This is a genomic window from Paenalcaligenes niemegkensis, from assembly GCF_022230885.1.
Classification (GTDB): domain Bacteria; phylum Pseudomonadota; class Gammaproteobacteria; order Burkholderiales; family Burkholderiaceae_B; genus Paenalcaligenes; species Paenalcaligenes niemegkensis.
The window spans coordinates 116,444-139,051 of the sequence record NZ_JAKGCT010000005.1; the positions used below are offsets into that span (position 1 = coordinate 116,444).

The 22,608-nt window shown below is 50.4% G+C and carries 26 protein-coding genes; 19 read left to right on the plus strand and 7 right to left on the minus strand.

Annotated features, from left to right (window positions below):
* Position 1: 1 nt before the first annotated feature.
* Positions 2–1,456, plus strand: coding sequence for a GTPase/DUF3482 domain-containing protein (locus L1889_RS16165; RefSeq protein ID WP_238666062.1), 1,455 nt, complete (start codon positions 2–4; stop codon positions 1,454–1,456).
* Here L1889_RS16165 and L1889_RS16170 read toward each other — a convergent pair.
* The 3 genes from L1889_RS16170 to L1889_RS16180 form a co-directional block, all read right to left on the minus strand.
* Entirely contained in the window at positions 1,443–1,691 is a 249-nt protein-coding gene (locus tag L1889_RS16170) for a GlsB/YeaQ/YmgE family stress response membrane protein (protein WP_238666063.1), read from the minus strand. The genes L1889_RS16165 and L1889_RS16170 overlap by 14 nt on opposite strands.
* Positions 1,692–1,835: 144 nt before the next feature.
* Positions 1,836–2,168, minus strand: coding sequence for a M20/M25/M40 family metallo-hydrolase (locus tag L1889_RS16175; protein WP_238666064.1), 333 nt, complete (start codon positions 2,166–2,168; stop codon positions 1,836–1,838).
* Positions 2,165–2,983, minus strand: a complete 819-nt coding sequence (locus L1889_RS16180; protein WP_238666065.1) for a M20/M25/M40 family metallo-hydrolase — start codon at positions 2,981–2,983, stop codon at positions 2,165–2,167. Before L1889_RS16180 ends, L1889_RS16175 begins: the two co-directional genes overlap by 4 nt.
* Before the next feature lie 225 nt (positions 2,984–3,208).
* Here L1889_RS16180 and L1889_RS16185 point away from each other — a divergent pair, with 225 nt between their 5' ends.
* Entirely contained in the window at positions 3,209–3,646 is a 438-nt protein-coding gene (locus L1889_RS16185) for a 2'-5' RNA ligase family protein (protein WP_238666066.1), read from the plus strand.
* A gap of 67 nt (positions 3,647–3,713) precedes the next feature.
* Here L1889_RS16185 and L1889_RS16190 read toward each other — a convergent pair whose 3' ends face one another.
* Positions 3,714–4,541 (minus strand): SLC13 family permease, encoded by an 828-nt coding sequence (locus L1889_RS16190; RefSeq protein WP_308217691.1) that lies wholly within the window; start codon positions 4,539–4,541, stop codon positions 3,714–3,716.
* Complete coding sequence (locus L1889_RS16195; protein WP_238666068.1) at positions 4,466–5,557, minus strand: SLC13 family permease; 1,092 nt, start codon at positions 5,555–5,557, stop codon at positions 4,466–4,468. The genes L1889_RS16190 and L1889_RS16195 overlap by 76 nt, the downstream gene beginning before the upstream one ends.
* 173 nt (positions 5,558–5,730) lie before the next feature.
* Here L1889_RS16195 and L1889_RS16200 point away from each other — a divergent pair, with 173 nt between their 5' ends.
* On the plus strand, positions 5,731–6,072 hold the full coding sequence (locus L1889_RS16200) for a two pore domain potassium channel family protein (RefSeq protein ID WP_238666069.1): 342 nt from the start codon (positions 5,731–5,733) through the stop codon (positions 6,070–6,072).
* A 363-nt stretch (positions 6,073–6,435) separates the two neighbouring features.
* Positions 6,436–7,098 carry a GntR family transcriptional regulator gene (locus L1889_RS16205; protein ID WP_238666070.1) on the plus strand — a complete coding sequence of 221 codons (663 nt, stop codon included), beginning with the start codon at positions 6,436–6,438 and terminating at the stop codon, positions 7,096–7,098.
* An 18-nt stretch (positions 7,099–7,116) separates the two neighbouring features.
* Here the strand turns inward: L1889_RS16205 and L1889_RS16210 are convergent, their stop codons facing one another.
* Positions 7,117–7,896 (minus strand): LamB/YcsF family protein, encoded by a 780-nt coding sequence (locus tag L1889_RS16210; RefSeq protein WP_238666071.1) that lies wholly within the window; start codon positions 7,894–7,896, stop codon positions 7,117–7,119.
* 222 nt (positions 7,897–8,118) lie between these two features.
* Here L1889_RS16210 and L1889_RS16215 point away from each other — a divergent pair, with 222 nt between their 5' ends.
* The 15 genes from L1889_RS16215 to L1889_RS16280 all read left to right on the plus strand — a co-directional run bounded on the left by L1889_RS16215 (position 8,119) and on the right by L1889_RS16280 (position 20,663).
* Positions 8,119–9,159: a TRAP transporter substrate-binding protein gene (locus tag L1889_RS16215; RefSeq protein ID WP_238666072.1), complete on the plus strand. Its 1,041-nt coding sequence runs from the start codon at positions 8,119–8,121 to the stop codon at positions 9,157–9,159.
* A 12-nt stretch (positions 9,160–9,171) separates the two neighbouring features.
* Positions 9,172–9,693 carry a TRAP transporter small permease subunit gene (locus L1889_RS16220; protein WP_238666073.1) on the plus strand — a complete coding sequence of 174 codons (522 nt, stop codon included), beginning with the start codon at positions 9,172–9,174 and terminating at the stop codon, positions 9,691–9,693.
* A 23-nt stretch (positions 9,694–9,716) separates the two neighbouring features.
* A complete protein-coding gene (locus tag L1889_RS16225; RefSeq protein ID WP_238666074.1) occupies positions 9,717–11,030 on the plus strand; it encodes a TRAP transporter large permease in 1,314 nt (437 codons plus the stop codon).
* Positions 11,027–11,761 carry a 5-oxoprolinase subunit PxpB gene (gene pxpB / locus L1889_RS16230; protein WP_238666075.1) on the plus strand — a complete coding sequence of 245 codons (735 nt, stop codon included), beginning with the start codon at positions 11,027–11,029 and terminating at the stop codon, positions 11,759–11,761. The genes L1889_RS16225 and pxpB overlap by 4 nt, the downstream gene beginning before the upstream one ends.
* Positions 11,758–12,723, plus strand: coding sequence for a 5-oxoprolinase subunit C family protein (locus L1889_RS16235; RefSeq protein WP_238666076.1), 966 nt, complete (start codon positions 11,758–11,760; stop codon positions 12,721–12,723). The genes pxpB and L1889_RS16235 overlap by 4 nt, the downstream gene beginning before the upstream one ends.
* Before the next feature lie 33 nt (positions 12,724–12,756).
* Positions 12,757–13,620, plus strand: a complete 864-nt coding sequence (locus L1889_RS16240) for a dihydrodipicolinate synthase family protein (protein ID WP_238666077.1) — start codon at positions 12,757–12,759, stop codon at positions 13,618–13,620.
* Positions 13,621–13,759: 139 nt separating this feature from the next.
* Positions 13,760–14,935: an N-acyl-D-amino-acid deacylase family protein gene (locus L1889_RS16245; protein WP_308217692.1), complete on the plus strand. Its 1,176-nt coding sequence runs from the start codon at positions 13,760–13,762 to the stop codon at positions 14,933–14,935.
* Positions 14,908–15,213 (plus strand): amidohydrolase family protein, encoded by a 306-nt coding sequence (locus tag L1889_RS18955; protein WP_308217693.1) that lies wholly within the window; start codon positions 14,908–14,910, stop codon positions 15,211–15,213. The genes L1889_RS16245 and L1889_RS18955 overlap by 28 nt, the downstream gene beginning before the upstream one ends.
* 75 nt (positions 15,214–15,288) lie before the next feature.
* Positions 15,289–16,470 (plus strand): pyridoxal phosphate-dependent aminotransferase, encoded by a 1,182-nt coding sequence (locus L1889_RS16250; protein WP_238666078.1) that lies wholly within the window; start codon positions 15,289–15,291, stop codon positions 16,468–16,470.
* A 36-nt stretch (positions 16,471–16,506) separates the two neighbouring features.
* Positions 16,507–16,803: a biotin carboxylase N-terminal domain-containing protein gene (locus L1889_RS16255; protein ID WP_238666079.1), complete on the plus strand. Its 297-nt coding sequence runs from the start codon at positions 16,507–16,509 to the stop codon at positions 16,801–16,803.
* Positions 16,804–16,838: 35 nt separating this feature from the next.
* On the plus strand, positions 16,839–17,870 hold the full coding sequence (locus L1889_RS16260) for an ATP-binding protein (RefSeq protein ID WP_238666080.1): 1,032 nt from the start codon (positions 16,839–16,841) through the stop codon (positions 17,868–17,870).
* A 16-nt stretch (positions 17,871–17,886) separates the two neighbouring features.
* Positions 17,887–18,117 (plus strand): acyl-CoA carboxylase biotin carboxyl carrier protein subunit, encoded by a 231-nt coding sequence (locus tag L1889_RS16265; RefSeq protein ID WP_238666081.1) that lies wholly within the window; start codon positions 17,887–17,889, stop codon positions 18,115–18,117.
* Positions 18,118–18,162: 45 nt separating this feature from the next.
* Positions 18,163–18,945 carry an SDR family oxidoreductase gene (locus tag L1889_RS16270; RefSeq protein ID WP_238666082.1) on the plus strand — a complete coding sequence of 261 codons (783 nt, stop codon included), beginning with the start codon at positions 18,163–18,165 and terminating at the stop codon, positions 18,943–18,945.
* Positions 18,946–18,989: 44 nt separating this feature from the next.
* The gene (locus tag L1889_RS16275) at positions 18,990–19,700 is read left to right on the plus strand and encodes a ribonuclease activity regulator RraA (protein ID WP_238666083.1); all 711 of its coding nucleotides are present in this window, start codon (positions 18,990–18,992) and stop codon (positions 19,698–19,700) included.
* A gap of 393 nt (positions 19,701–20,093) precedes the next feature.
* The gene (locus tag L1889_RS16280) at positions 20,094–20,663 is read left to right on the plus strand and encodes a putative pterin-binding protein (protein WP_238666084.1); all 570 of its coding nucleotides are present in this window, start codon (positions 20,094–20,096) and stop codon (positions 20,661–20,663) included.
* A gap of 121 nt (positions 20,664–20,784) precedes the next feature.
* Here L1889_RS16280 and L1889_RS16285 read toward each other — a convergent pair whose 3' ends face one another.
* Entirely contained in the window at positions 20,785–22,323 is a 1,539-nt protein-coding gene (locus tag L1889_RS16285) for a hypothetical protein (protein WP_238666085.1), read from the minus strand.
* Positions 22,324–22,608 lie beyond the last annotated feature (285 nt).

The following is a 22,608-nucleotide window of genomic DNA, read 5'->3' on the forward strand; positions in this document are numbered from 1 at the left end:
CATGAATTCAGAAAACATTGCGTTGCGCTTGGCAGTCGTGGGTCATACCAATACCGGCAAAACCTCATTGCTACGTACACTGACTCGCGATGCTCACTTTGGCGAAGTACGTAATAGCCCCGGCACCACACGGCACGTGGAGGGTGTCAGACTAAAAGTTGAAGACACCCCCGTTGTGGAGCTGTTTGATACGCCAGGCATTGAAGACAGCATGGCACTGCTTGAGTACCTCGAGCGCCTGATACTGCCGGGAGAGCGCATAGACGGCCCCGCCAGCCTGGGCCGCTTTCTGGAAACGCCGGAAGCGCTGGGTCGTTTCGAGCAAGAGGCCAGGGTGGTGCGGCAGCTGCTGGCCTCCGATGCAGGCCTGTATGTAGTGGACGTGCGTGATCCTGTTCTGGCCAAGCATCAGGATGAATTACGGATACTGTCCCGCACCGGCAAGCCCTTGCTTCCGGTGCTGAACTTCACGCGCAGTGCTGAGCAGCGTATCGACGAGTGGCGCACAGCGTTGGCGAATGTGGGGCTGCACGCCATTGCCGAGTTTGATACGGTGGCACCCGCTTTGGGCGGTGAAGCCCAGTTATACGAACGTCTGGCGTTGCTGCTGAACGAGGGCCATTCGGCTGCACTTAAAGCGTTGATCAGCAATGTACAGCAGCAGCGAAGTCAGCGACTCAGCGACGCCTGGCGGATTCTGGCTGACATGCTGGTTGATGTCACGGCGTGGAGATTAATCAGCGAAGCCGACGAGAACTCAATCAGCGCGAGCACCAGGCAGATGCGTGAGCAGATTCGACAGCGCGAAGAGCGCTGTGTGAAAGCACTGTTAAAACGTTTTAATTTCTCGTCGCGTGATTACTTGCCGGACGAACTACAGCTTGATGGCACCCGGTGGGAAACTGACTTGTTTAATCCCGAGGCACTAAGGAATTTGGGCGTGCAGATGAGCAAGGGGGTGGCCGCTGGTGCCCTGGCAGGGGCTACCGTCGATATGCTGACCTTAGGCTTTAGCCTGGGAGCTGGGACCGTGGTTGGCGCAGCCGCAGGAGGCTTGTGGCAGGGATTCGATAAGTGGGGGCAACGCCTGATGGGGAAGTGGCGCGGCAAAATGGAACTCAGTGTAGATGAAAGCGTGATACGAGTGCTGGCGCTTCGACAAGCCACTTTGATACGGGCCTTAGAGGCACGTGGCCATGCAGCACAAACTCCCATTGCCATCGCCGTCAGTTTGAGCAGCGATGAGTCCGATTCAGAAGACGTGAACGCGCAGACACTGGATTGGCGAAAAGGCCCCCTTCCCGCTGCGTTGCTTGAGGCCCGAGGGCATCCGGAATGGAGTTCGATGCTAAGCCAGTATGGCGCATCGCCACGACGGGAACAGGTGGTTGTGGCGCTAGCCACGGTTATGAATCAACCAGCGCCCAACCTGGAGGCAGCCTCTAGCGCTTTTTAGCGATAAGGCCGTAAACAAATAGCACGATGATGGCGCCAATGACCGACGCCAATAAACCTACCTGAGAGCCTTCTGGATAAAAGCCCAAGGCTTGCCCTAAGAAGCCGCCGACCAAAGCACCGACGATACCTAGGATAGTTGTCAGGACCAAACCCATGCTTTGATTGCCCGGCATCAGCGCCCGTGCAATTAAACCAACTACCAAACCAACAATTAGCATCCAAATAAAGGCCATGTTTTTCTCCGGTACGTTGTTTGAACTGCAAGGGTGAGGCTATGCAGTTTTAATGATCTTAGGTTCGGTGCAGCTAATCGTCCAGTGATTAGCCGGTTAATCATGTTATTTAAATGTCATCATTTGTAAAGTCATGCTGAAAAATCACTGACAAAGCCGCGAAATGAGCTCATCCATAAAGTGTTCGCACTGTGTGATTTGATCAATCTCGATGAACTCGTTCGGCTGGTGCGCCTGATCAATAGAGCCTGGCCCGCAAAGCACCACATCAAAACCTGCCAACTGAAACTGACCGCCCTCGGCTGCGAATGGAACCACATTGCGTTCTACGTGGTTAAAGCATTCGTCGACTAACTGTTGTGCTTTTCCACCATGATCGGCCAAGGCTGGAACGCTGGCCATTATTTCATGGCGAATAGTAATGTCGGCGCTTAGGTGTTGCACAGGCGCCAGCAGGTCATTGCCATAAGCGATCACACGATCAATATAAGGCTGTGTGGGGTCTCCGGGTATGTTGCGAATATCCCAGATAAACGAGCACTCACGCGAAATAATATTGACGGCCGTGCCCCCTGAATCACGCCCGTGTGCAAAGTCGTGTAGGGAGGCACGAAGGGGCTGTCCGGGTCTGCCTGGCGCTGGTTCTCTTGCATCAAATCGTCAATAAAAGACACCAGCCGAGCGGCAATGGTGACAGCGCTGGCTCCGCGCTGTACCTGACTGGAATGTGCTTCATGGCCAATAACGGTGGTTTTGATGGCCGCTATGCCCTTGTGGGCAATCACCGCTTGCATGCTGGTAGGTTCGCCAACAATGATGGCGTGAGGCTTGGGTTCGTGCTCAAGCAGATGCTTGATAAGATGCGGGGCACCGAAGCAGCCAATTTCTTCATCATAGCTAAACGCCAGATGAATAGGGCGCTTTAACGGGGCGCTTAGCATCGCCGGAACTTTGGCCAGCGCAACGGCCAGAAAACCTTTCATATCGCAGGTTCCGCGTCCATACAGCTTATTGTTGTTGCGGCTTAGACTGAAAGGGGCGGTATCCCAAGGCTGGCCGTCAACGGGCACCACGTCGGTATGACCTGAAAGCACGACGCCTCCGTCTACCGGAGGACCGATCAACACATGCAGGTTGGCCTTGCTACGGTCCTCGTTGTAGATTAGCGTGGGCATCAGTCCCAGATCCGTCAAATAATTACGCACGAACTCAATCAGGGCGAGGTTTGTATGCCGTGAGACGGTATCGAAGGCAATGAGTTTTTCCAGTAGCGATAAGCTTGCGGGTGACACAGCGTTGATCTCCTGCTAAGGGCTGCTTAAACTAAAACCCAATGGTAAAGCGTATTGTCGGAGTAGGGATAGCATCCTCATGAGTAAAGCCTTAAGACGCCTCTGTAATCTTGAACAATTACCCCCGCAATGCCGATTGTTTGTTGGGTTATGGCCTGACGAAAGTCTGCAGCCCTTATTGCTTCAGCACGCACGATTGGCCCAGCAGCAATGTGGGGGCGCATCATGAGTGATGGTCACTGGCATATAACCGTGGCTTTCGTGGGTGAGTGCAATCGTGTCGAGGCGGCACAGGTTATCGAAAGCTTGCAGGGGCTACGGCTATCGCCGTTGCAGCCCCTGGTGCTATCGACATATGGTGCGTTCAGGAAAGCAGGTGTAGTCTGGCTAGGGCCTGAGCCCGGGTCTGGCGTGCCGGCTGTTGCAGGCTTGCATTGTGCACATGATCAAGTGTGGGAAAGGCTTGGCGCCGTGGGCCGGCAACGCCATGAGCGTGAATATGTACCGCATGTGTCGCTGCTCCGGAAGGCAGCAGCAGAACACCTGAACTTGCAGCTAAAGACGCCAGTGCCATGGCATCACCAGGCTTGCTATTTGATTGCATCTTTTTCCGATGGCCACACCAATCAATATGTAGTACTGGACGAAATACCCTTAAATTAACGGTAATTTAAACACGTCTTTCAGGTGTGCGATTATTCGCACACCTGAAAGAAACCTGGCGAATGGCCTAGAGAGGCCACACGATGAGTATTAAAGGCAGGGCCGTGCTGGCTACAATCAGTTCTGTTGGCAGCCCCAGGGGCCAGTAGTCGCCAAACCTGAAACCGCCGGGGCCCAGGATAAGCGTGTTGTTCTGATGGGCAATAGGGGTTAAGAAAGCGCACGAAGCCCCTATGACGACCGCCATCAAAAAGCCGTCGGGGTTCACCCCGAGCTGTGTCGCCGTGCCTATGGCAATCGGACTCATGACAGCGGCGGTTGCGGCGTTATTCATCAGGTCAGATAGTGTCATTGTTGCCAGCATGACGACGATTAATGCCGCGATTGCATGGCCTTGAGCTATATGAGTCAGTAAAAAGTTGGCGGCCGTAGCCGCGGCTCCTGTTGATTCCATGGCTTGCCCCACTGGAATCAGGGCGCCCAGTAAGACAATCACGGACCAGTCTATAGCTGTATAGGCGTTACGCACCGGCACTACATTGAAGGCCAGCAGCATTAGCACACCGAGGGTAAAACACAGCGCTGAAGACCAAAGGCCTGATGCCGAACCGGCAATAGCCGCCGCCATGATTATTACGGATAACCACATTTTTCTGCGGTCAGGCACACGCAGAGGGCGACTGGCCAATGGGGCACAACCCGAAGCCGAGGCAAAGTTGCTAATACTTTCGCTCGGACCCTGAAGCAGCAGCACATCTCCGGTACGTAGAGGTGTGCTACGCAGACGGGTACGGGAGCGAATGCTTTGTCTTGAGATCGCTAGCAGATTGATACGGTAACGTCTGCGCATTTGAATATCCGAGGCACTGCGGCCCAGCAAGGCGGACCCCGGCAATACGACAAGCTCAAATAATTCAGTGCTGAAGGCACGTTTGTTGTCACCTTCATTTTTTTGAAGCCGGGGCCGGCTGCTTTGGTGGTTGGGAGGGCAGTTTCCGGGTTGTCTGAATCCTCGAGTGGAGTCTTGCCTTCTTCAAAGACAAGCTCGAGCGTCTCCAGTGTTTTGGCCAAGGTGGCGGGGTCGGCCTCAAGCAGGATGACGTCGCCGGCCCGCAGCACCAGCGTTGCGTCGGGTGCATTTAAACGTATCCCGTTTCGGATCAGACCTAGGATCTGGGCTTCGGCATCGGCGAGTGCTTCTTCGGCCTCGCCCAGGGTCATGTCTATGGCTTTGGATTCGTCGGGAACGCGTGCTTCGGTTAGGTAGGCTCCAGTCTCGAAGCTGTCGCTATCTTGTCGTTCGCGAACAGGAACCAGGCGCCAGCCGATGAGACCGAGAAACAAGACTCCGATCACCGCTACCACGACCCCCACAGGACTAAAATCGAACATGGCAAAGCCGTTGTGCCCATCGTAGGTTCTGAAGCTTGATACAACCAGGTTTGAAGGGGTGCCGATCAGCGTGGTCATGCCTCCGAACATCGTGGCAAAGGCCAAGGGCATCAGGACCCGCCCATGGGGAATGCCCAGACGGCCTGCCATCTGCAGGGCGATAGGCATGAGCAAGGCCAATGCACCGACATTGTTCATGAAGCTCGATAACAAGGCTGCCAGTGCGGCGAGCGCGGTAATGGATACGGTTGGGGAGGCATCAGAAGGCAATAGCCGCTTGGCCAGCACGTCTACCGCACCTGTTTGTTGAAGGGCGTAGCTAAGAACCAGTACGCACGCTACAGTCACGACGGCCGGGTGGCTGAAACCTGAGAAGGCGTCGGCAGGGCTGATAACTCCGGCGGCACAACACACCAGCAGAGCGGCGACTGCAACCATGTCATGGCGCCATCGACCGAATAAAAACATTAAGATTGTGGCGATGAGTATTACAAACAGCAACAACGTGGGGCTAAACATAGTTGAGATGCCTTTGCTCGTAGTGTTTAAGCAATAAAATATGGCGGACGAAACGAAAACCCATCATACGGTTCAACTTTATACGACACTATGGGCACCATTACGCATACGCACAAGAACAGGAACATGACAATGTACTTGTGAACAATTAATTAATTGGCAGGGAGTGGGCCGTGTATGAGTCTAAAAATGAAGCATTATTAAGCACGGCGGATTTTGCCAGGCGTTTGGCCTGGCATGTTGCAGGCGCTTTTTTACTAGTCGTCATAGCGATGCTGCTGGGAGTAGTGGGACATCTGCTATTCGAAGAGATTTCGCTTCACGATGCGACCTTGAATACCGCCCTGGTTTTAGGGGGCATAGGGCCTTTTATGCTGCCCGTGACCGCTCTGGGAAAAATTTTCATCGCTATTTATGGCTTTATAACAGGATTGTTTTTTATTGCTTCTCTCGGCGTTATCCTCGCACCGGTAGCGCATCGGATTATGCATAAATTCCATCTGGATACCGAGTGAAGAGGACTGCTCGCGATTTTACAATTGCTGCCGCCGAAACAACAATAAATGATCAGCGAATGCTGCTGAGTGTGCCCGGAGTTGCAGAGAGCGAAGAGTTGTTTCTGTGCATACCTTAGCGGCGAATCATTGGTGTCATGTAAAGTTCGGATAGCCTTTTCTAAGCGGGTGTCTTCATAGCTGACTCATTATTTTTTCTTGATTAGCCCGCATCACAAGACTTTGTTGATCTTACGGTTATAATAGTATCCCATCGGTACACCAAGTGTATTTAAGCTAATTTAAATATGCCAGTGACAACTTTGCCAAATATGCGTATTACGTTCCGCACTTAATACAAACAACACTCTCTTATTCAGTGCTATGCCTCTTGATTCAAACCTTGCTAAACCTCAGCCAACAAGTCTGGCCGAAGACACTTATCTGAAATTGCTGGGTATGATTCAGTCAGGTCAATTACCTCGCAATTCTCAATTGCAAGAGCGACATCTTGCGGACATGCTTGGAGTGTCTCGCACGCCTGTCCGGGAAGCGCTACGCCGCCTAGAAAACGAAGGATTGGCAGTACGTGTGGCTCGGGGCCAGCTTATGGTCAAAGAGCCTGCCACACGTGAATACATAGAAATTCTACATGTGCGTACTTTGCTGGAAAGCGAGGCAGCCGAAATCGCCGCTCGCAATCTGGAAATGGAGAAAATTGATTATCTAATCACTATGGTACAAGCGCTGCAATCTGCCAAGGAAAGAACTCGTGAAGATCAGCACCGCGTCGATGATTTAGTACATGAAACGATCGCTCTTGCAACCCATAACCAGCATTTGGCTGGATTGATACGAGAATTACGTTTAAAAACTCGGGTCTTCGACTTGAACTTGGTACCTAGTCGCCTAAGTCCTGGAAGTCAGGAGCACTTGGAAATACTTGAACACCTGAAACGACGTGATGGCGAAGCGGCTAAACAAGCCATGATTCGCCACCTTGAAAATGTCAAACAAAGTATTGTAGATCGCCTGACTCAATTCTGACGTTATCCTGCAGATAGTTCAGGCGGAAATATCCAAAGTACTGATTGGGGCCAGCGTTACACCATTTTTTAGCAAGCCTTCTTTAATCGACTGTGCCATGGTAATAGCGTGAGGGCTGTCACCATGTACACAGATGGTATGGATTTGAGTAGGGAATTTTTCACCACTCTCGCTGATAACCGCACATTCCTGCAACATACGCAAAACTCTTTCAGTCGCGTCTTTAGGATCATCCACCATGGCTCCAGGCTGACCTCGTGGAATTAGTAAACCATTATCACCATAAGCCCGATCTGCAAATATCTCGCACGCTACTCGGACACCTGCCCGCATAGCGGCGGCATCAGTTTCATTATGCGGTGAAGTAACTAGTATCAAGTCGCGATCTACTGTTTTTATAGCACGTACGATAGCTTCTGATAACTCCCTATCGGTGAAAGCCATGTTGCCCAAAGCGCCGTGGGTCTTGATATGCGTTACCCGGCCTCCCTGCGAATGTGCAATAGCTTGTAAAGCACCGATCTGATAGATCAGCAGTGGCTCAATACTGGCCACATCATCTATTTTGATGTAGCGGCGGCCAAAGCCCCACAGATCCATAAAGCCAGGATGTGCACCGATATCTACTTTATTGCGAATAGCCGTTGCTGTCACCTGCGTCATAATCTGTGGATCACCAGCATGGAAACCACACGCCACGTTAGCTGAAGTGACGATATCTAGCATGGCGGTGTCATCCCCCATCTTGTAAGCGCCAAACCCCTCTCCCATATCTGAATTCAAATCGACTCTTAGCATGCTGCTTTCCTCCTGATGAAAGTGTTTGTTTTTGTATGTGTTGGTAGGTGCTGGAAATATCGATACATAAGAAAAACACAAAAAACGAAAAATGATGTACCATGGTATCCCATAAGTATTCCAATTAAAAACCAATTCATGAGGAATGTCATTAACCCATCAGCAAACTGACAATAAATGGGAAATGACATCACTTCAACAAATGAAGATTAGGAGACAAAAATGCTTAATAGTGCTAACACTCGCTCCATAGCTCATGTGCGCTCGCTAAACGTTCCTCTGCACTATGTGCAGGCTTGGGTTGTCACCATCGGCATGGGGCTAAGCGGTCAGGCTTATGCTGCTACGGAATGGATTGCTGTTACTCCCTGGCCTCAGAATAACTATCACGCTGTCAATCTACAGACCTTCGCAAACAAGGTAAAAGAAGTCACTGGCGGAGAAGTGACTATTCGTGTTCATACTGGAGGTGACCTGGGTTTAAAAGGGCCTGAACTACTCAATGCTACTCGGGACGGCATTGTTCAGATAAGCGATATGCTCCTTACTCAGCAGGTAGGCGAAGAACCGTTGCTAGGTTTAGAGTCGGTCCCCTACTTGACACGGAGTTTTGAAGAATTGGCAATTCTCCAAAAGCACGTCAAGCCGTACTACCACGAAATAGCCGGTGAAAACAATCAAAAATTCTTATATTTCACTCCGTGGCCTGGGCAAGGATTATTCTCCAAAACAGAGGTTACTGATCTGGCGGACATGAAAAATATGAAGGTTCGTACGGTTGAGAAAAACGGCACGGACTTCTTTAATGCCATGGATGCCATTGCCATCCAAATGCCTTGGGGCGAGGTTATTCCTGGCCTTGCTTCGGGTGCAATTCAAGGTGTCAGTACCTCCAGTCCCTCAGCGACTGATGGCAAATTTTGGGAATTTATCGATTACTACAATCGCTTCAACTGGCAATCTGCCTCACAGGCTGTTTCTGTCAATCTAGACGCCTGGGAGGCCTTAACTTCAACGCAGCGAGAACAAATTGAAAATATCGCTGCTGAGCTCCAGCCACTATTTTGGGAGATTGCCCAGAACGAAGACAGCGCTAATATCGCTCGGCTTCAAGAAAGTGGCATGACTGTTACGTTGCCCTCCGAAACGCTATCTCAGCAATTGACCGAGGCTGCCGAGCCTCTGTGGGGTGAATTCATCAAACGGGTCGGTGGGCCCGCCCAGAGCATCATTGATGACTACCGTCAGGAAGCCAACCGATAACCGTGAGTCATCATGATTTTTCAATCCAAAGTGCTACATTTCCTGGATCGTCTGATACAGGCCTTGAGTAATACCTTGGGTGCATTGGCAGCGCTTTGCCTAGCCACCCTCTTTTTGCTGATGATGGCTGAAATCATCCTGCGTGGATTCTTTCATTACAGCTTGGGCTTTACATGGGAAATTAATGGCTATCTGATGGGTAGCGTAATTTTCCTGGGTTTGGGCAGCGCTCTCAAAAGCCGAAGCCATATCCGTATACGTTTATTGCTTGAGATGCTCCCACCGCGCTTCACTCGCTGGCTTGATATGGTTGCCACCGTAGGTGGCATTCTTATTACGTTGTACCTGCTGCGCGCCATGACGTTGCTGGCCTGGACATCCTATATACGTAACTCAGTTTCCAGCACTCCGGAGCAGATCCCTCTTGTCTTGCCGCAGGCCGCTCTTTGTTTTGGGTTACTGGTTTTTCTATTCCAATTGCTGGCAGCGTTGGCACGGCTTATCTGTACGCCTTCAACGACAACCAAGCTATAAAACTCACTGAATAAACAGCCACCATGACTACTATTGTCCTGAGCACCCTCGCTATTCTGGCTATATTTCTGTCCGTTGGTATCTGGGTCGGCGTCGGCCTTATGGGCGTCGGTATAGTCAGTCTTGAACTGTTTCGTAATATGCCGGTTGAGCGACTATTAGCACAATCTATATGGAATACTGCTTCCAGCCCTGAACTTGTTGCCCTGCCTTTATTCATATTGATGGGCGAAATTCTGTTTCGTACCCGGCTGTCAGAAATGCTGTTTGATGGTCTATCTCCTTGGGTACGCCACATACCCGGTCGGCTCCTACATACCAACATCCTAGGTTGTACATTGTTTGCAGCGATTTCTGGCTCCTCCGCTGCGACTACGGCTCTTGTGGGACGTATCACAGCCAATGAGCTGCTATCACGCGGCTATAACCCGAGCTTAGCCGTAGGCTCGCTGGCTGGGGCAGGTACTCTGGGTTTTCTGATTCCGCCTAGTACCATGTTGATTATTTATGGTGTCTTGGCACAGGTTTCTATCCTGAAAATGTTTGTTGCCGGCATAGTGCCTGGGTTGCTGTTGGCCCTGTCGTTCATGATTTATGTGGGCGTACGCAGTGTGATGAACCCTAGCCTGCTCCCTGAGGAAAAAGAGCAGGTTACTGCCCGTGACTTGATCCAGGGCTTGCTAAAAATCGGCCCCGTCCTGATTCTTATCCTGTTTGTCGTTGGATCTATGGTTTTTGGGTTCGCTACACCAACTGAAGCCGCAGCGATTGGGGTGTTTGGGGCCATCTTGGTTAGTGCCTTGCAGCGCTGTTTTAGCTGGAAAGGTATCTGGCAGGCCTGCATCAGCGCCATGCACACTACCAGCATGATTGGGTTGATCATTGCGGGAGCCGTTTTCCTATCTATTGCAATAGGCTTTCTGCAAATTCCTTCAACCATCGCTTCGGCCATTTCTGCCTTGAACCTTTCGCCACTGGCATTAATTGCGCTGCTGATCGTTTTTTATGTACTGCTGGGAACAGTGCTGGAAGGCATGTCACTGATCGTTATGACTTTACCTATCACTCTGCCATTAGTTACCGCAGTAGGCTACGACCCGATCTGGTTCGGTATTTTTCTAATTCTGGTCGTGGAAATGGCCATGATTACACCCCCAATCGGATTTAACTTGTTTGTTATCAATGGCATAACAGGTACGCCATTAGGCCAGCTTACTCGAGCCGCCTTTCCTTTTTTCCTGATTCTTGTGTTTTTCACTCTGTTGCTGGCGTTATTTCCTGACATTGTTACATGGCTACCCGATAACTTGAGTTTTGGGACGAGAGGGTTGAAATGAACGATATGTCTGAGTTTCCGCGTTTTTTACATGCTGGCGAACATGCCTTACTGATAGAGCTTGGGGAAGTCATTTCCCCGCATGTAAACAAGAAAACGACTAATCTCGCCCAAACTTTACTTCGGACTCTTCCTTTGGGTGCGACCGCTGTTATTCCGGGGTATTGCTCTGTTTTGATTGAGTACGATCCATTACAGACGGACGCCGCTGCACTAAAGCAGCATGTCCGTCAGCAGTTGGACTCCCTTGATAGCACCAGCTCAATTCGTCGTCGCTGGCATATACCAGTAGCCTACGGCGGTGAGTACGGCATAGATCTTGAGTTTGTTGCGCAGACGCATGGTATTTCCACTGAAGAGGTTATTTACCGTCATAGCTCACCCATTTACCGGGTGTATATGGTGGGGTTTTTACCTGGCCTAGCTTATCTGGGCGAACTGGATCCATTGCTCCACACTCCCCGACGCGCTACGCCACGAACTATTACGCCTGCAGGCAGCATTAACCTAGGTGGTGCGCAAACCTTAATTGCGTCGGTGCCTGGTCCTAGTGGCTGGCACTTGCTTGGACGTACGCCAGTGCAAGTATTCAACTTAAATCGTCCCACTGTTTTCATGTTGAATCAAGGCGATGAGATTTTATTTCAACCTATAGCTCACAGCGATTTTTATCGCTTGGCAAATGCGCTGAGCGCCCATCAAGGCATGCCAGAGCCGGAAGTACTCATATGACATCACTATATGTTGTCTCACCAGGCATTTTTACTACGTTGCAGGATGCAGGGCGATGGGGGTATCAACATTTGGGAGTCCCTCCTTCTGGCCCCATGGATACCCTATTGCATTCCTTGGCTAACCGGTTAGTGAATAACTCTAGCGACTGCGGTGCCCTGGAGTTCACAATTAATGGTGGTCAGTACAGGGTTCAGGATGGCACCTGCCGAGTTGCCGTAGTAGGCGATGCAGACCTAAGCATCAATGGCGAACCTGTCAGTGCTTGGCGTAGTTATACCTTGGGCGAAGGCACGGTTCTACGCATTGGATCATTACGGACCGGGCTACGCGGCTACCTGGCTGTTGCGGGAGGCTTTGCCATACAGCCAGTGCTAGGTAGCGTCTCCACCCTAACCAGAGCTGCTTTAGGGGGCGTAACGGGACAGGCTCTTAAAAAAGATGATGAACTGCCGCTTAGGCTGCATCAGGCGCCCGATGCTTCTTGTCTGAAAACACCTGACGGAACTAGTCTGCACACTCTGCCTTGGCATCAACAGCAAGGGCCTTTTCGCATCGTGTTAGGTCCACAGGATGATGCTTTTACTGCCGACGCGATCCAGGATTTCCTGCGCGGAGATTACAAGATACTGCCAGCTTCTGACCGTATGGGTTATAGGCTGAGCGGCCCCTTAATCCGTCACCATACTGGCCATGACATTATTTCCGACGCTATTGCATATGGAGCGATTCAGGTTGCAGGTGATGAGCAGCCCATTATCGCTCTCAATGACCGACAAACCATCGGCGGTTATCCAAAAATTGCTGTTGTCTCACGGACTGATCTTGGTCGGCTGGCTCAGTTACGCCCTGGCTCACAACTGAAGTGGCGAGCCATTTCAGTTGATAAAGCTATTGCGCTATGGCGCCACACATATGGCGTTTCACAACAATTTATTTCTAGGCTGACGCCGATCTCATAACTGTCAGTCACCCCTAACCAATGAGGAGTTTCCATGACCCCGCAACGCTTTAATGAACAATCACACGGTGTTTACACTATTTCCGCAACCCCTTTTACCGATAATGGGGCACTAGATCTGGAAAGCACCGATTCCTTAGTCGACTTTTACCTAGAGAAAGGCGTGGATGGTTTGACTATCCTGGGGATTCTTGGCGAAGCTCCCAAGCTAACTTTCGAAGAGTCGCTGCAGTTTACTAAACGCGTGATTGCGCGTGCCCAGGGTCTACCAATAGTAGTGGGCGCCAGTAACGTCAGTACATTGCATATTCAAAATCTGACCGAAGCCGTCATGGATGCGGGTGCTGCCGGTATTATGCTGGCCCCTTCAGGAGCATTGAAAACCGACGAGCAAGTCTACCAGTACGTTTCCGGTGTACTGAAAGCCCTGGGTTCGGATGTGCCCGTCTGCTATCAGGATTACCCTCAAGCCACTGGCGTATCTACTTCTCTAGATGTACTGAGTCGTCTAATTGATGAGTTTCCGCAGATCATCATGATGAAACATGAAGAGTTTCCCGGGCTACGGAAACTGACACAGTTGCGTCGTCATGCCGAGCAGAACAATAAACGTCGCATTAGTGTACTGGTTGGTAATAACGGCCTGTACATTCCGCAAGAAATGCGTCGAGGAGCTGATGGGATGATGACGGGGTTTTCCTACCCAGAAATGTTGGTTGAAGTAGCGCGTCTGTTCCGTGAAGGAAAGCCCGAAGAAGCCGAGGACGAATTTGATCTCTATTTACCTTTCCTGAAACATGAATTCCAGATGGGTATTAGCTTGGCCATACGCAAAGAAGTGCTGCGCCGGCGGGGGCTATTAAGTCAGCCTATACCCGCAAACCTGGTCCAGCGTTAGATGCTGATGATCTGATTGAACTCGACAGCCTGTTGGAGCGCTTGGAAAAGCGCCTTGCAGCACGCCGCTAAAATTTTCCTGGTTACCCAGATACCTGAGTGTTCTGGTATCTGGACACTCATCACGGATAGAGCATGCCATGATTTCTTCTTTTGACACCATTTTGCGTAACGCCAATGTTATAGACGGTAGTGGCCAACCCGCATATACCGCGGACATTGGTCTGCTTAAGGACCGTATTGCCGCTATTGGTAATTTAGATGATGCCACAGCGACACAACAGGACATTAATCTGGAAGGCTTGAGTGTAGTGCCGGGGTTTATTGATGTGCACACCCATGATGACCGCGCCTTACTGAGCAATCCAGACATGCTTCCTAAATTGACTCAAGGTGTAACTACAGTCGTAACGGGGAACTGTGGCATTAGTTTAGCGCCGTTGTCCCCTAACATTGCTATCGTTCCACCACTGGATCTGGTCGCTACAGAAGAATGGCTGCGTTTTCCGCATTTTGCTGACTATCTTGATGCCTTGGACGCTGCTGCACCGGCAGTCAACGTTGTTGCCTTGGTCGGGCATACGTCCTTACGTGCACAGACAATGACTGATCTCTCATTGCCTGCATCACAACAAGAAATTTCTCAGATGCAGCAACTACTGGATGAAGCATTACAAAGTGGTGCCTGGGGTATGTCTACGGGTACTTTCTATCCTCCTGCGGCTGCAGCTCCTACCGAAGAAATTATTGAGGTCGGCCAACCCCTTGGCCGCCATAAGGGTCTCTATGCTACGCATATGCGTAATGAGGCTGACCGAGTTATGGAGTCACTGGAAGAAACCTTTGTAATTGGAAAAGAGCTGGGTATCAATGTGGTTATCTCCCACCATAAGCTGGCTGGTGTCCGCTATCACGGGATGTCTGGAAAAACACTGCAACGCATCAAAGATGCTATGGCTGAGCAGCCTGTTTGTCTTGATTGCTATCCCTACAATGCCTCCTCCACCATGCTCCATCCTGACTTCATTGAGCGCGCCAGCAGCGTGATGGTGGCATGGTCTACACCGCATCCGAAATACGCTGGACGTATGCTAGCCGATATTGCAGCAGAGCTGGGATGTGACCAGAGAGAAGCCGCCAACCTCTTGATGCCGGCTGGCGCGATTTATTTTTTGATGGATGAGAATGACGTGCAGGCCATTCTGGCTTTCGATGAAACCATGATTGGTTCTGACGGGCTGCCACATGACAACCACCCTCATCCGCGTTTGTGGGGGCTTTTCCTAGAGTGTTGGGACACTATGCGCGCGATGTAGGTCTGTTTTCCTTGGAAACGGCTGTACATAAAATGTCAGGCTTGACCGCTACCCGGCTGGGCATACCGCAACGAGGTTTTATTCGTGAGGGCTATTTTGCTGACCTAGTTATATTGGATCCGCAAAAGATTGATGATGCAGCTACTTTTGACTCTCCCTGCACCCCCGCTACAGGCATTCATGCTGTTTATTTGAATGGGCAGCTTGCCCTAAAAGACGGCCGCTGCGTTACTCGTCAGGGCCGTGTACTACGCCGAGTACATTCCGATAAAAATTGATGCTTTACCACCCTTATTTCTTCTATATAGAATGCCATGATATTGACACCGCCTCAGCAAAGCCTAGCTAAACGCATGCAACGCATCAGGCCTTCCCCAACCTCATCAATCGCCCAAAAAACACGTGCCCTATGTCAAGCAGGTCGCCGTATTATCAGCCTTGGTGTAGGAGAGCTGGATTTCGATACTCCTGATGTAATCCGTCAGGCTGCCATCAAGGCGATTGAGCGAGGAGAAACACGTTATACGGATACTGGCGGCACACCTGCTTTGAAACAAGCCATTATTAATAAGTTTTCTCACGACAATGGTTTGTGCTACACACCGCAGCAAGTGCTAGCTGCGAGCGGTGCTAAACAAATAATCTTTAATGCTTTTCTTGCAACACTTGACGAAGGGGATGAGGTCATCATTCCTGCTCCTTATTGGGTGTCTTATCCGGATATGGTGACATTGACGGGTGCTACTCCTGTCATCGTTAAACCTGGATCGCAAGATGCCCTGAAGCTCACACCCGAAACTTTGCGTCAAGTGCTCAGCAATTCTACGCGTTGGTTGATCCTGAATTCGCCTGGCAACCCGTCGGGAGCACTCTACAGCGCTGATGAACTTCGTTCCTTAGCGGCGGTATTGGAGGACTACCCTCGGGTACTTGTCCTGTCGGATGATATTTATGAAGAAATTGTTTACGAAGAGTCCTTTGCTTCCTTTGCTCAAGCAGCACCAGCGTTGCAGGATCGCACTCTGACCTTGAATGGCGTTTCTAAATCTTTTGCGATGACCGGTTGGCGGCTGGGCTACGCTGGCGGCCCTCAATGGCTGATTCAGGCAATTGAAAATCTGCAGTCACACAGTACGAGTAATCCTTGTTCCATCTCGCAAGCAGCAGCGTTGGCTGCATTAAGTACTCCGCGAGATTTTCTACCGGAGTGGCTTGCCGCTTTACGCCGACGGCGCGATATTGCTCTGTCGGTCTTGCAAAGGGCCGCTCCTTTACTGCAGCCCCAATTCGCGCCCGCATCATTTTATTTATACATCGAGTGTAGTCAGGCTGTGCAACGTATAAAACCTGATGGCAGAACAATGGAGAGTGATGTGGCGTTTGCTGAATACCTGCTGGAAGAAGCGGGGGTTGCTGTAGTGCCCGGGACTGCCTTTGGCCTGAGCCCATATTTTCGATTGGCCTATGTCGCAAGTGACGCTGACGTATATGAAGCTTGTGAAGCTATTGCTGCCGCATGCCTCAAGCTGCGTTGATCGCTGTACGTATCCTCTCTACCTTACTTCATCACTATGAAACGTCTTCTTATTGCTAATCGGGGCGAAATTGCATGTCGCATTATTCGCGCCTGCCAACTTATGGGTATTGAAACGGTTGCCGTGTATTCGGATGCTGACGCCAATGCGTTGCATACCACGATGGCTGACCAAGCTGTGCATATAGGCCCTGCTGCTGCTCGGGACAGCTACCTGAACAGCAGCTGCATTCTACAGGTCGCTAAGAGCACTCAGGCGGATGCTATACATCCGGGTTATGGCTTCCTATCAGAAAGTGCTGATTTTGCAAAAAAGTCCAAGATGCGGGCCTGATTTGGGTTGGTCCTAATGCCGATACGATCAAGAAAATGGGTGATAAAGATCACGCCCGCGCCATCGCCGTTGAGGCTGGTGTTCCTGTGCTGCCTGGTAGTCCTCGTATTCAGGCGGATATGGATGTCGATCTGGCTGCTCTGGCTAATGACATTGGTTACCCAATACTGGTTAAGGCCACTGGCGGTGGAGGTGGCATGGGTATGAAGAACGTGATGTGTCAGGCAGAGCTTGACTCTGCCGTCCAAGCCGCTCTGCAACTGGCGGGTAAAGCCTTTGGTGAAAGCGCTGTGTTTTTGGAAAAGTACATCACTAGAGCTCGTCATATAGAAATTCAGATTTTTGGCTATGGCGATGGCGATGTCATCCATCTTTATGAACGAGACTGTTCCATCCAGCGACGCTTTCAGAAAGTAGTTGAAGAAAGCCCTGCACCGGAAGTTGCTGAGAGTATTCGTATGGCTATGGCTGAAGCCGCCGTAAAGTTGGCTGCTCATCAACGCTATGCTGGCCCTGGTACCGTCGAGTTCATTTTTGATACCCAGACACAGCGATTTTACTTTCTGGAAATGAACACTCGCATCCAAGTTGAACATCCTGTTACTGAAATGGTCACTGGTTTGGACATTGTGCGTCATCAGTTAGAACTGGCATCTGGGGTCTTCGAAAAAATAGCACAATCAGAGGTTTGTCACAGCGGTGTTGCCATTGAGTGCAGACTCTATGCTGAAAATCCGGAAAAGGATTTTCTACCTTCACCCGGATTGTTAAACGTATTTACGTTACCTGAGACCGGTTCGCACTGTCGTGTTGAAACTGGTTATCGGCCTAATGACCGTATCAGTCCGTATTACGATCCCATGATCGCCAAATTGATTGTCTGGGGAGCGACACGTGCTGTGGCAATTGAGGCGATGCAGGACGCCCTAAAGCAAAGCGTTATTGACGGTCCCAAACACAATGTGAAGTTGTTGCAAGCCATTATGGCTGACCCAGATTACATAGCAGGAAAAGTACATACAGCTTTTTTGGAATCAAGAAAAGCTGTGTTGATTAATACACCATGATTATCAGGAGAGCACCATGAGCAGCATAGAAATTAAAGCAGAGCTGGGAGGTGTCATCAGTAACATACTTGTTTCTGCTGGTGCATCCGTATCGGCTGGTGATCCCGTAGCCGTTATGGAAGCCATGAAGCTGGAGATTCTGATCGAGGCCGGAGAGGACGGCATTGTTCAGGACATCCATGTCTCGGTTGGGGACGTAGTGGATGAGGCGCAAGTGATTGTCACATTAGTACGTCAACCCCATTGAACCAATACATTTTTTATACGCTCATCACAACATAAGGAGTTGGCCATGGACTTAGGAATTCAACATAAAACTGCACTGATTTTCGGTGCTGGCGGGGAGCTGGGAGGCGCAATTGCCTTGGCACTTGCCAGAGAGGGCGTGAAGGTAGCCATTGCGGATATCAATAAGGAGGCTTTGGGGGAAACTGCTAAAAAAATTGCTGACGTTGGTGGCAAAAGTCTGTCTCTACTTTGGGACTTGGGTGATCTCTCGCGAATCGATGAAAGCATCAGCAGTATTGAAGCCGAATTCGAGAGCGTGGATATTCTAGTCAATAACACGGGCGGCCCCCCAACTACCGCTGCCGGTCAGAACGCTGAAATCTGGCAGCAGTATTTCAACACTATGGTTGTACCGGTGATTGCCATTACCGATCGGGTACTGCCCGCCATGCAAAGGAAGGGCTGGGGTCGAATAATTACTAGCACATCTTCGGGCGTGCTGGCACCTATTCCAAACTTGGCTATTTCCAATGCTCTGCGTCTAGGCATAGTCGGATGGTCTAAAACTCTATCCCGCGAAGTTGCCGCTCAAGGAATCACCGTCAACATTACCGTTCCTGGTCGTATCGCTACAACACGGATACAGGCTCTGGATGAAGCTAAGGCAAAACGCGAGTCCCGTAGTGCTGCTGATGTTGCCGCTGAAAGTGTTTCCAGCATTCCAGCTGGCCGTTATGGTAGCCCGGAAGAATATGCTGATGCAGTCTCTTTCCTCGCCAGTACCCGGGCCTCGTATATTACTGGCTCAATTTTGCGCGTTGATGGTGGTCTGATATCGGGTCTATAAGCCCTATAGCCACTAAATTTTCCCGCTACTAAGGAGAGTACGGAATGCTATTGGATGCCAAAGCAATTGAAACCCTTTCCAATATCACTACAGCAACTCTAACTACTGTTTTATTAAAGCTCGGCTTGCGTAATACTTGGATACGTGGTGTGCGTCCACTTGCTGCAGGACAGCACAGGGTGGTCGGCCCTGCATTTACCCTACGCTTCGTACCTGCACGCGAGGACTTGGCTACGCCGGCTTCTTGGAGTTCGCCTTGCTCAACCCGGGCGGCGATTGAAGCAATGCCCCCTGGATGCATTGCCGTAGTGGATGCTTTTGGCACTACCGATGCAGGCGTATGGGGTGACATTTTATGTGAACGTATGGTCAAAAAGGATATTAAAGCTTTGGTTACCGATGGGGTTGTACGTGATGCCCGGGGCGTAGCTGTATCCGGCTTGCCTAGTTGGAGCCAAGGTTACGCTGCGCCTGCGTCTGTTACTAGTTTGACTTTTGTGGGGTGGAATGAGCCTATAGGTTGTGGTGGCGTTGCTATTTTTCCGGGCGACATAATTGTTGCAGACGAAGATGGTGCTATTGTCATTCCTATTGATTATTTGAACGCTGTTCTGGAGCAGGCTCCAGAACAAGAAATGCTGGAGGCCTGGGTTATAGAGCAAGTGCGAGCAGGCCATCCTTTAATCGGCTTATATCCCCCCAATGCGGAAAACTTGCAACGCTATCAGGCGTACAAATCGAGTAAAGGGCAGTAAGCTTAGACTTACGCTACTGGCCTGCATGGGCCAGCTTTGCTCCTCTGCGTAGGCTAAAGGCCGTTACAACTAATTTAATGCCAGCTTTTGCTGGCATTGTTTTTAATTGCCGTAACCTTTTCGTTGTTTGGAACTGTGTTTTTTCTGTGAGGGGAATTCGCTGCACCTCGTTGTATTAATAAGGCTTTGATATTTGAAGGGATAGGTCCTGTTATGCTGCCCAAGACTGTGCTCGTAAAGGCTTGCATTACTTGGACTTAGACACAAGTTTATCTCTCGTTTCGTAGGGAGGGCTGGCGGGAATTGAAGCCTGAAGCAGCCGGTGTTGGGCCACTTAACATCGCAATAAGGAAGTTGGTTTAATAAAAACATAACTACTCTACAGGGAAAATCATGAGTAACGGTTTGTCGAATCGTGTAATGGCCTTGCTTACCCATCGTCGCGAGCGCTGGTTGCGATATTTGATGGTGGTGGCAATTGAATGTGGCTGTATTACAAGTGCTCTTGCCGAGACAACAATAAATGATCAGCACACAGTGCTAAGTGTGACGGGGGTTGCAGAAGGAGAAGAGGCAGCTTCGGTGCATATGCTCAGCGGCGAACAACTGTTGGCGTTTCCGGCAGCGCGCTTACAGACAACAACCTCGATATCCTACGGTTCGCATGTGTTCGCAGGACCATTGGTTCGCGATGTTCTGGACCATTTCAAGCTGACTGGAAACATGGCGCGCCTGGAGGCACTTAATGGTTATGCTATTGATGTGCCTACCTCCGATTTTTATAACTACGATGTGATTTTCGCGTACTCCTTGAACGGCCAACGTCTGACTGTGCGACATTTCGGGCCTGTTTGGGTGATTTATCCTCGAGACGATTACAAAGAGCTGAACGATTTACGCTATGACGCGCGATGGGTTTGGCAACTGCGTCGCGTGACGCTTTTTAATACTGATGATTATTAGCGACTCTTTAATATGGAATGCCATCGCAGCGAGGAAGGCCCGGATCCGTCAAGGAATCCGGGCCTTTATTTAGCTCCTATCAGGGTAAGCAGCAGCTAAAAGCGTGGTTTTTTTATTGTTTTTAAACTGAGCTTTGGTTTTCGTTCTCGTCATCCAGCGAGGGCAATCCCACCGGAGAGGGCAAGATAGCTGGCTTGAAGACCGAGAAGTAAAAGAACAATGCGGCCAATATCAAGTAACCAATCACGAAGTCAGGGGCTGCGTACCAAGCCATTTTAGGTGCGTGGATAATGCCTACAAAAGCCATGCCAGCGGTGATAAGCGCGAAGGCGGTTGCGCGCCTGAAGTGATGGTCAATGACGCAGACTGTCATGGCGCCCAGCATCATGGCGGTAAACATGGCTCCCTGGCCCAGCGGCACGATACCGGTAGAGATGCTTTCAACAACTTCGCCGGCCCTGTTTCCAAAGCGGGTTAATACGTAATTACCCAGATAAGGCAGCATGGCGATAGCAACGGCAGGATAGTATTTTTTGGCGTTCGCCTGAAAGGCCGTTGATACCATTGAGATACCCACGAAGACCAATATCGGTGAAACCACGGCAACAGGAATAATGGCGGCCAAGGCGGCAATCAGTCCGCATGTTGTGGCGATTAAATAGACGACACCGTTGGCGATACTGTAGCCACGTCCGGCGCCCATCCATTTGGAACTGGCTGAGGCAATATACACAGTGGTTGGAAATAGACCGCCAAACAAGGCGCCCAGTACTGTTCCTATACCGTCAACGGCCTGGCATTCGCCCACATGGTAGTCGTCGCCCAATACTTTCATGGCTTCAACGTTGTTCATCGTTTCAATGGCGTTATACAGAGTGATGGGCAACACTACCGTGAGGATCCCCACCATCGTGGTGAACAGCAAACCCATCCCTTCGAACGGCGCCATGGTGAACGTGGGCGGGTAGAAACCCAGATAGTCAAATCCATCCTGGAAGTTTTTGGTGTCAGACTCCCCCAGCGCATAGGCTAGCCCGGTGCCGATAATGATGGCGAAAAAGGTAGAGGAAATACGGAAGGGCATGACTACCCGACCGACCAATCCTAGAATGATGATGCCCAGCACCACAATGCCCACGATGGGCATTTCCAGTGTTTTAAACAGCATTTCCCCGGCAATAAAGGTCAGAGCCACCCCTGCTACCGCGCCCAGCATGGCCGCACGGGGCAGCTTGCGCTGCATCCAGGGGCCGACAAAAGCAACCATCGCCTCAATCAGACCACTTAAAAAGCAGGCGCCGGCAGCGATTTTCCAGGCCAGATCGGCATCACCGGTGATGGTTTTGGCGGGCAGCAGAACACCAAATAAAAACACGAACATCACCGGTGTGCTGATGCCATAGGCCAAGGCGGTAACATTGGTACGCTGCTCTTTATGAGCAAGACGATTGGCCATGTAGGCGTAGTAGAAGTTACCTGACATCACGGCAATGGCGGCGCCCGGCAATACCTTGCCGAAAACGATGGCAGGCGAAAAGCCCATGCCCAGCATCGTGATGGCGATCACGATGAAGTTCGCAATGTTATTTTGAAATAGTGCAAAAAAGCCGTCGATATCGGTTTTTTTAAACCATGGATAATGAAATGACCCCTGACTCATGACATGTACTCGCTTATAGTCAATTACCGTAGTGTTAATTAAGCATCCGAAACCGGACTGCATTTTTTAGTTGTCCCAGCGTGACTCTGTTTAGCTAAAAACGGTTTTTATTGCCAGCTGAGTTGTTTTTGGTGAGCCAAGTTGACGCTATAGGTGGCGTTAACTTGGTGTAAAAAGCAGCATATTGTGGTGCAAACTTAGCTTCGTGTAATAAGCCTTTTAACAAAGCTAAGTCTTAGATGCTTAACGTGGGAGGGGCACCACGTTTTATTTGTCTCCCTCTCG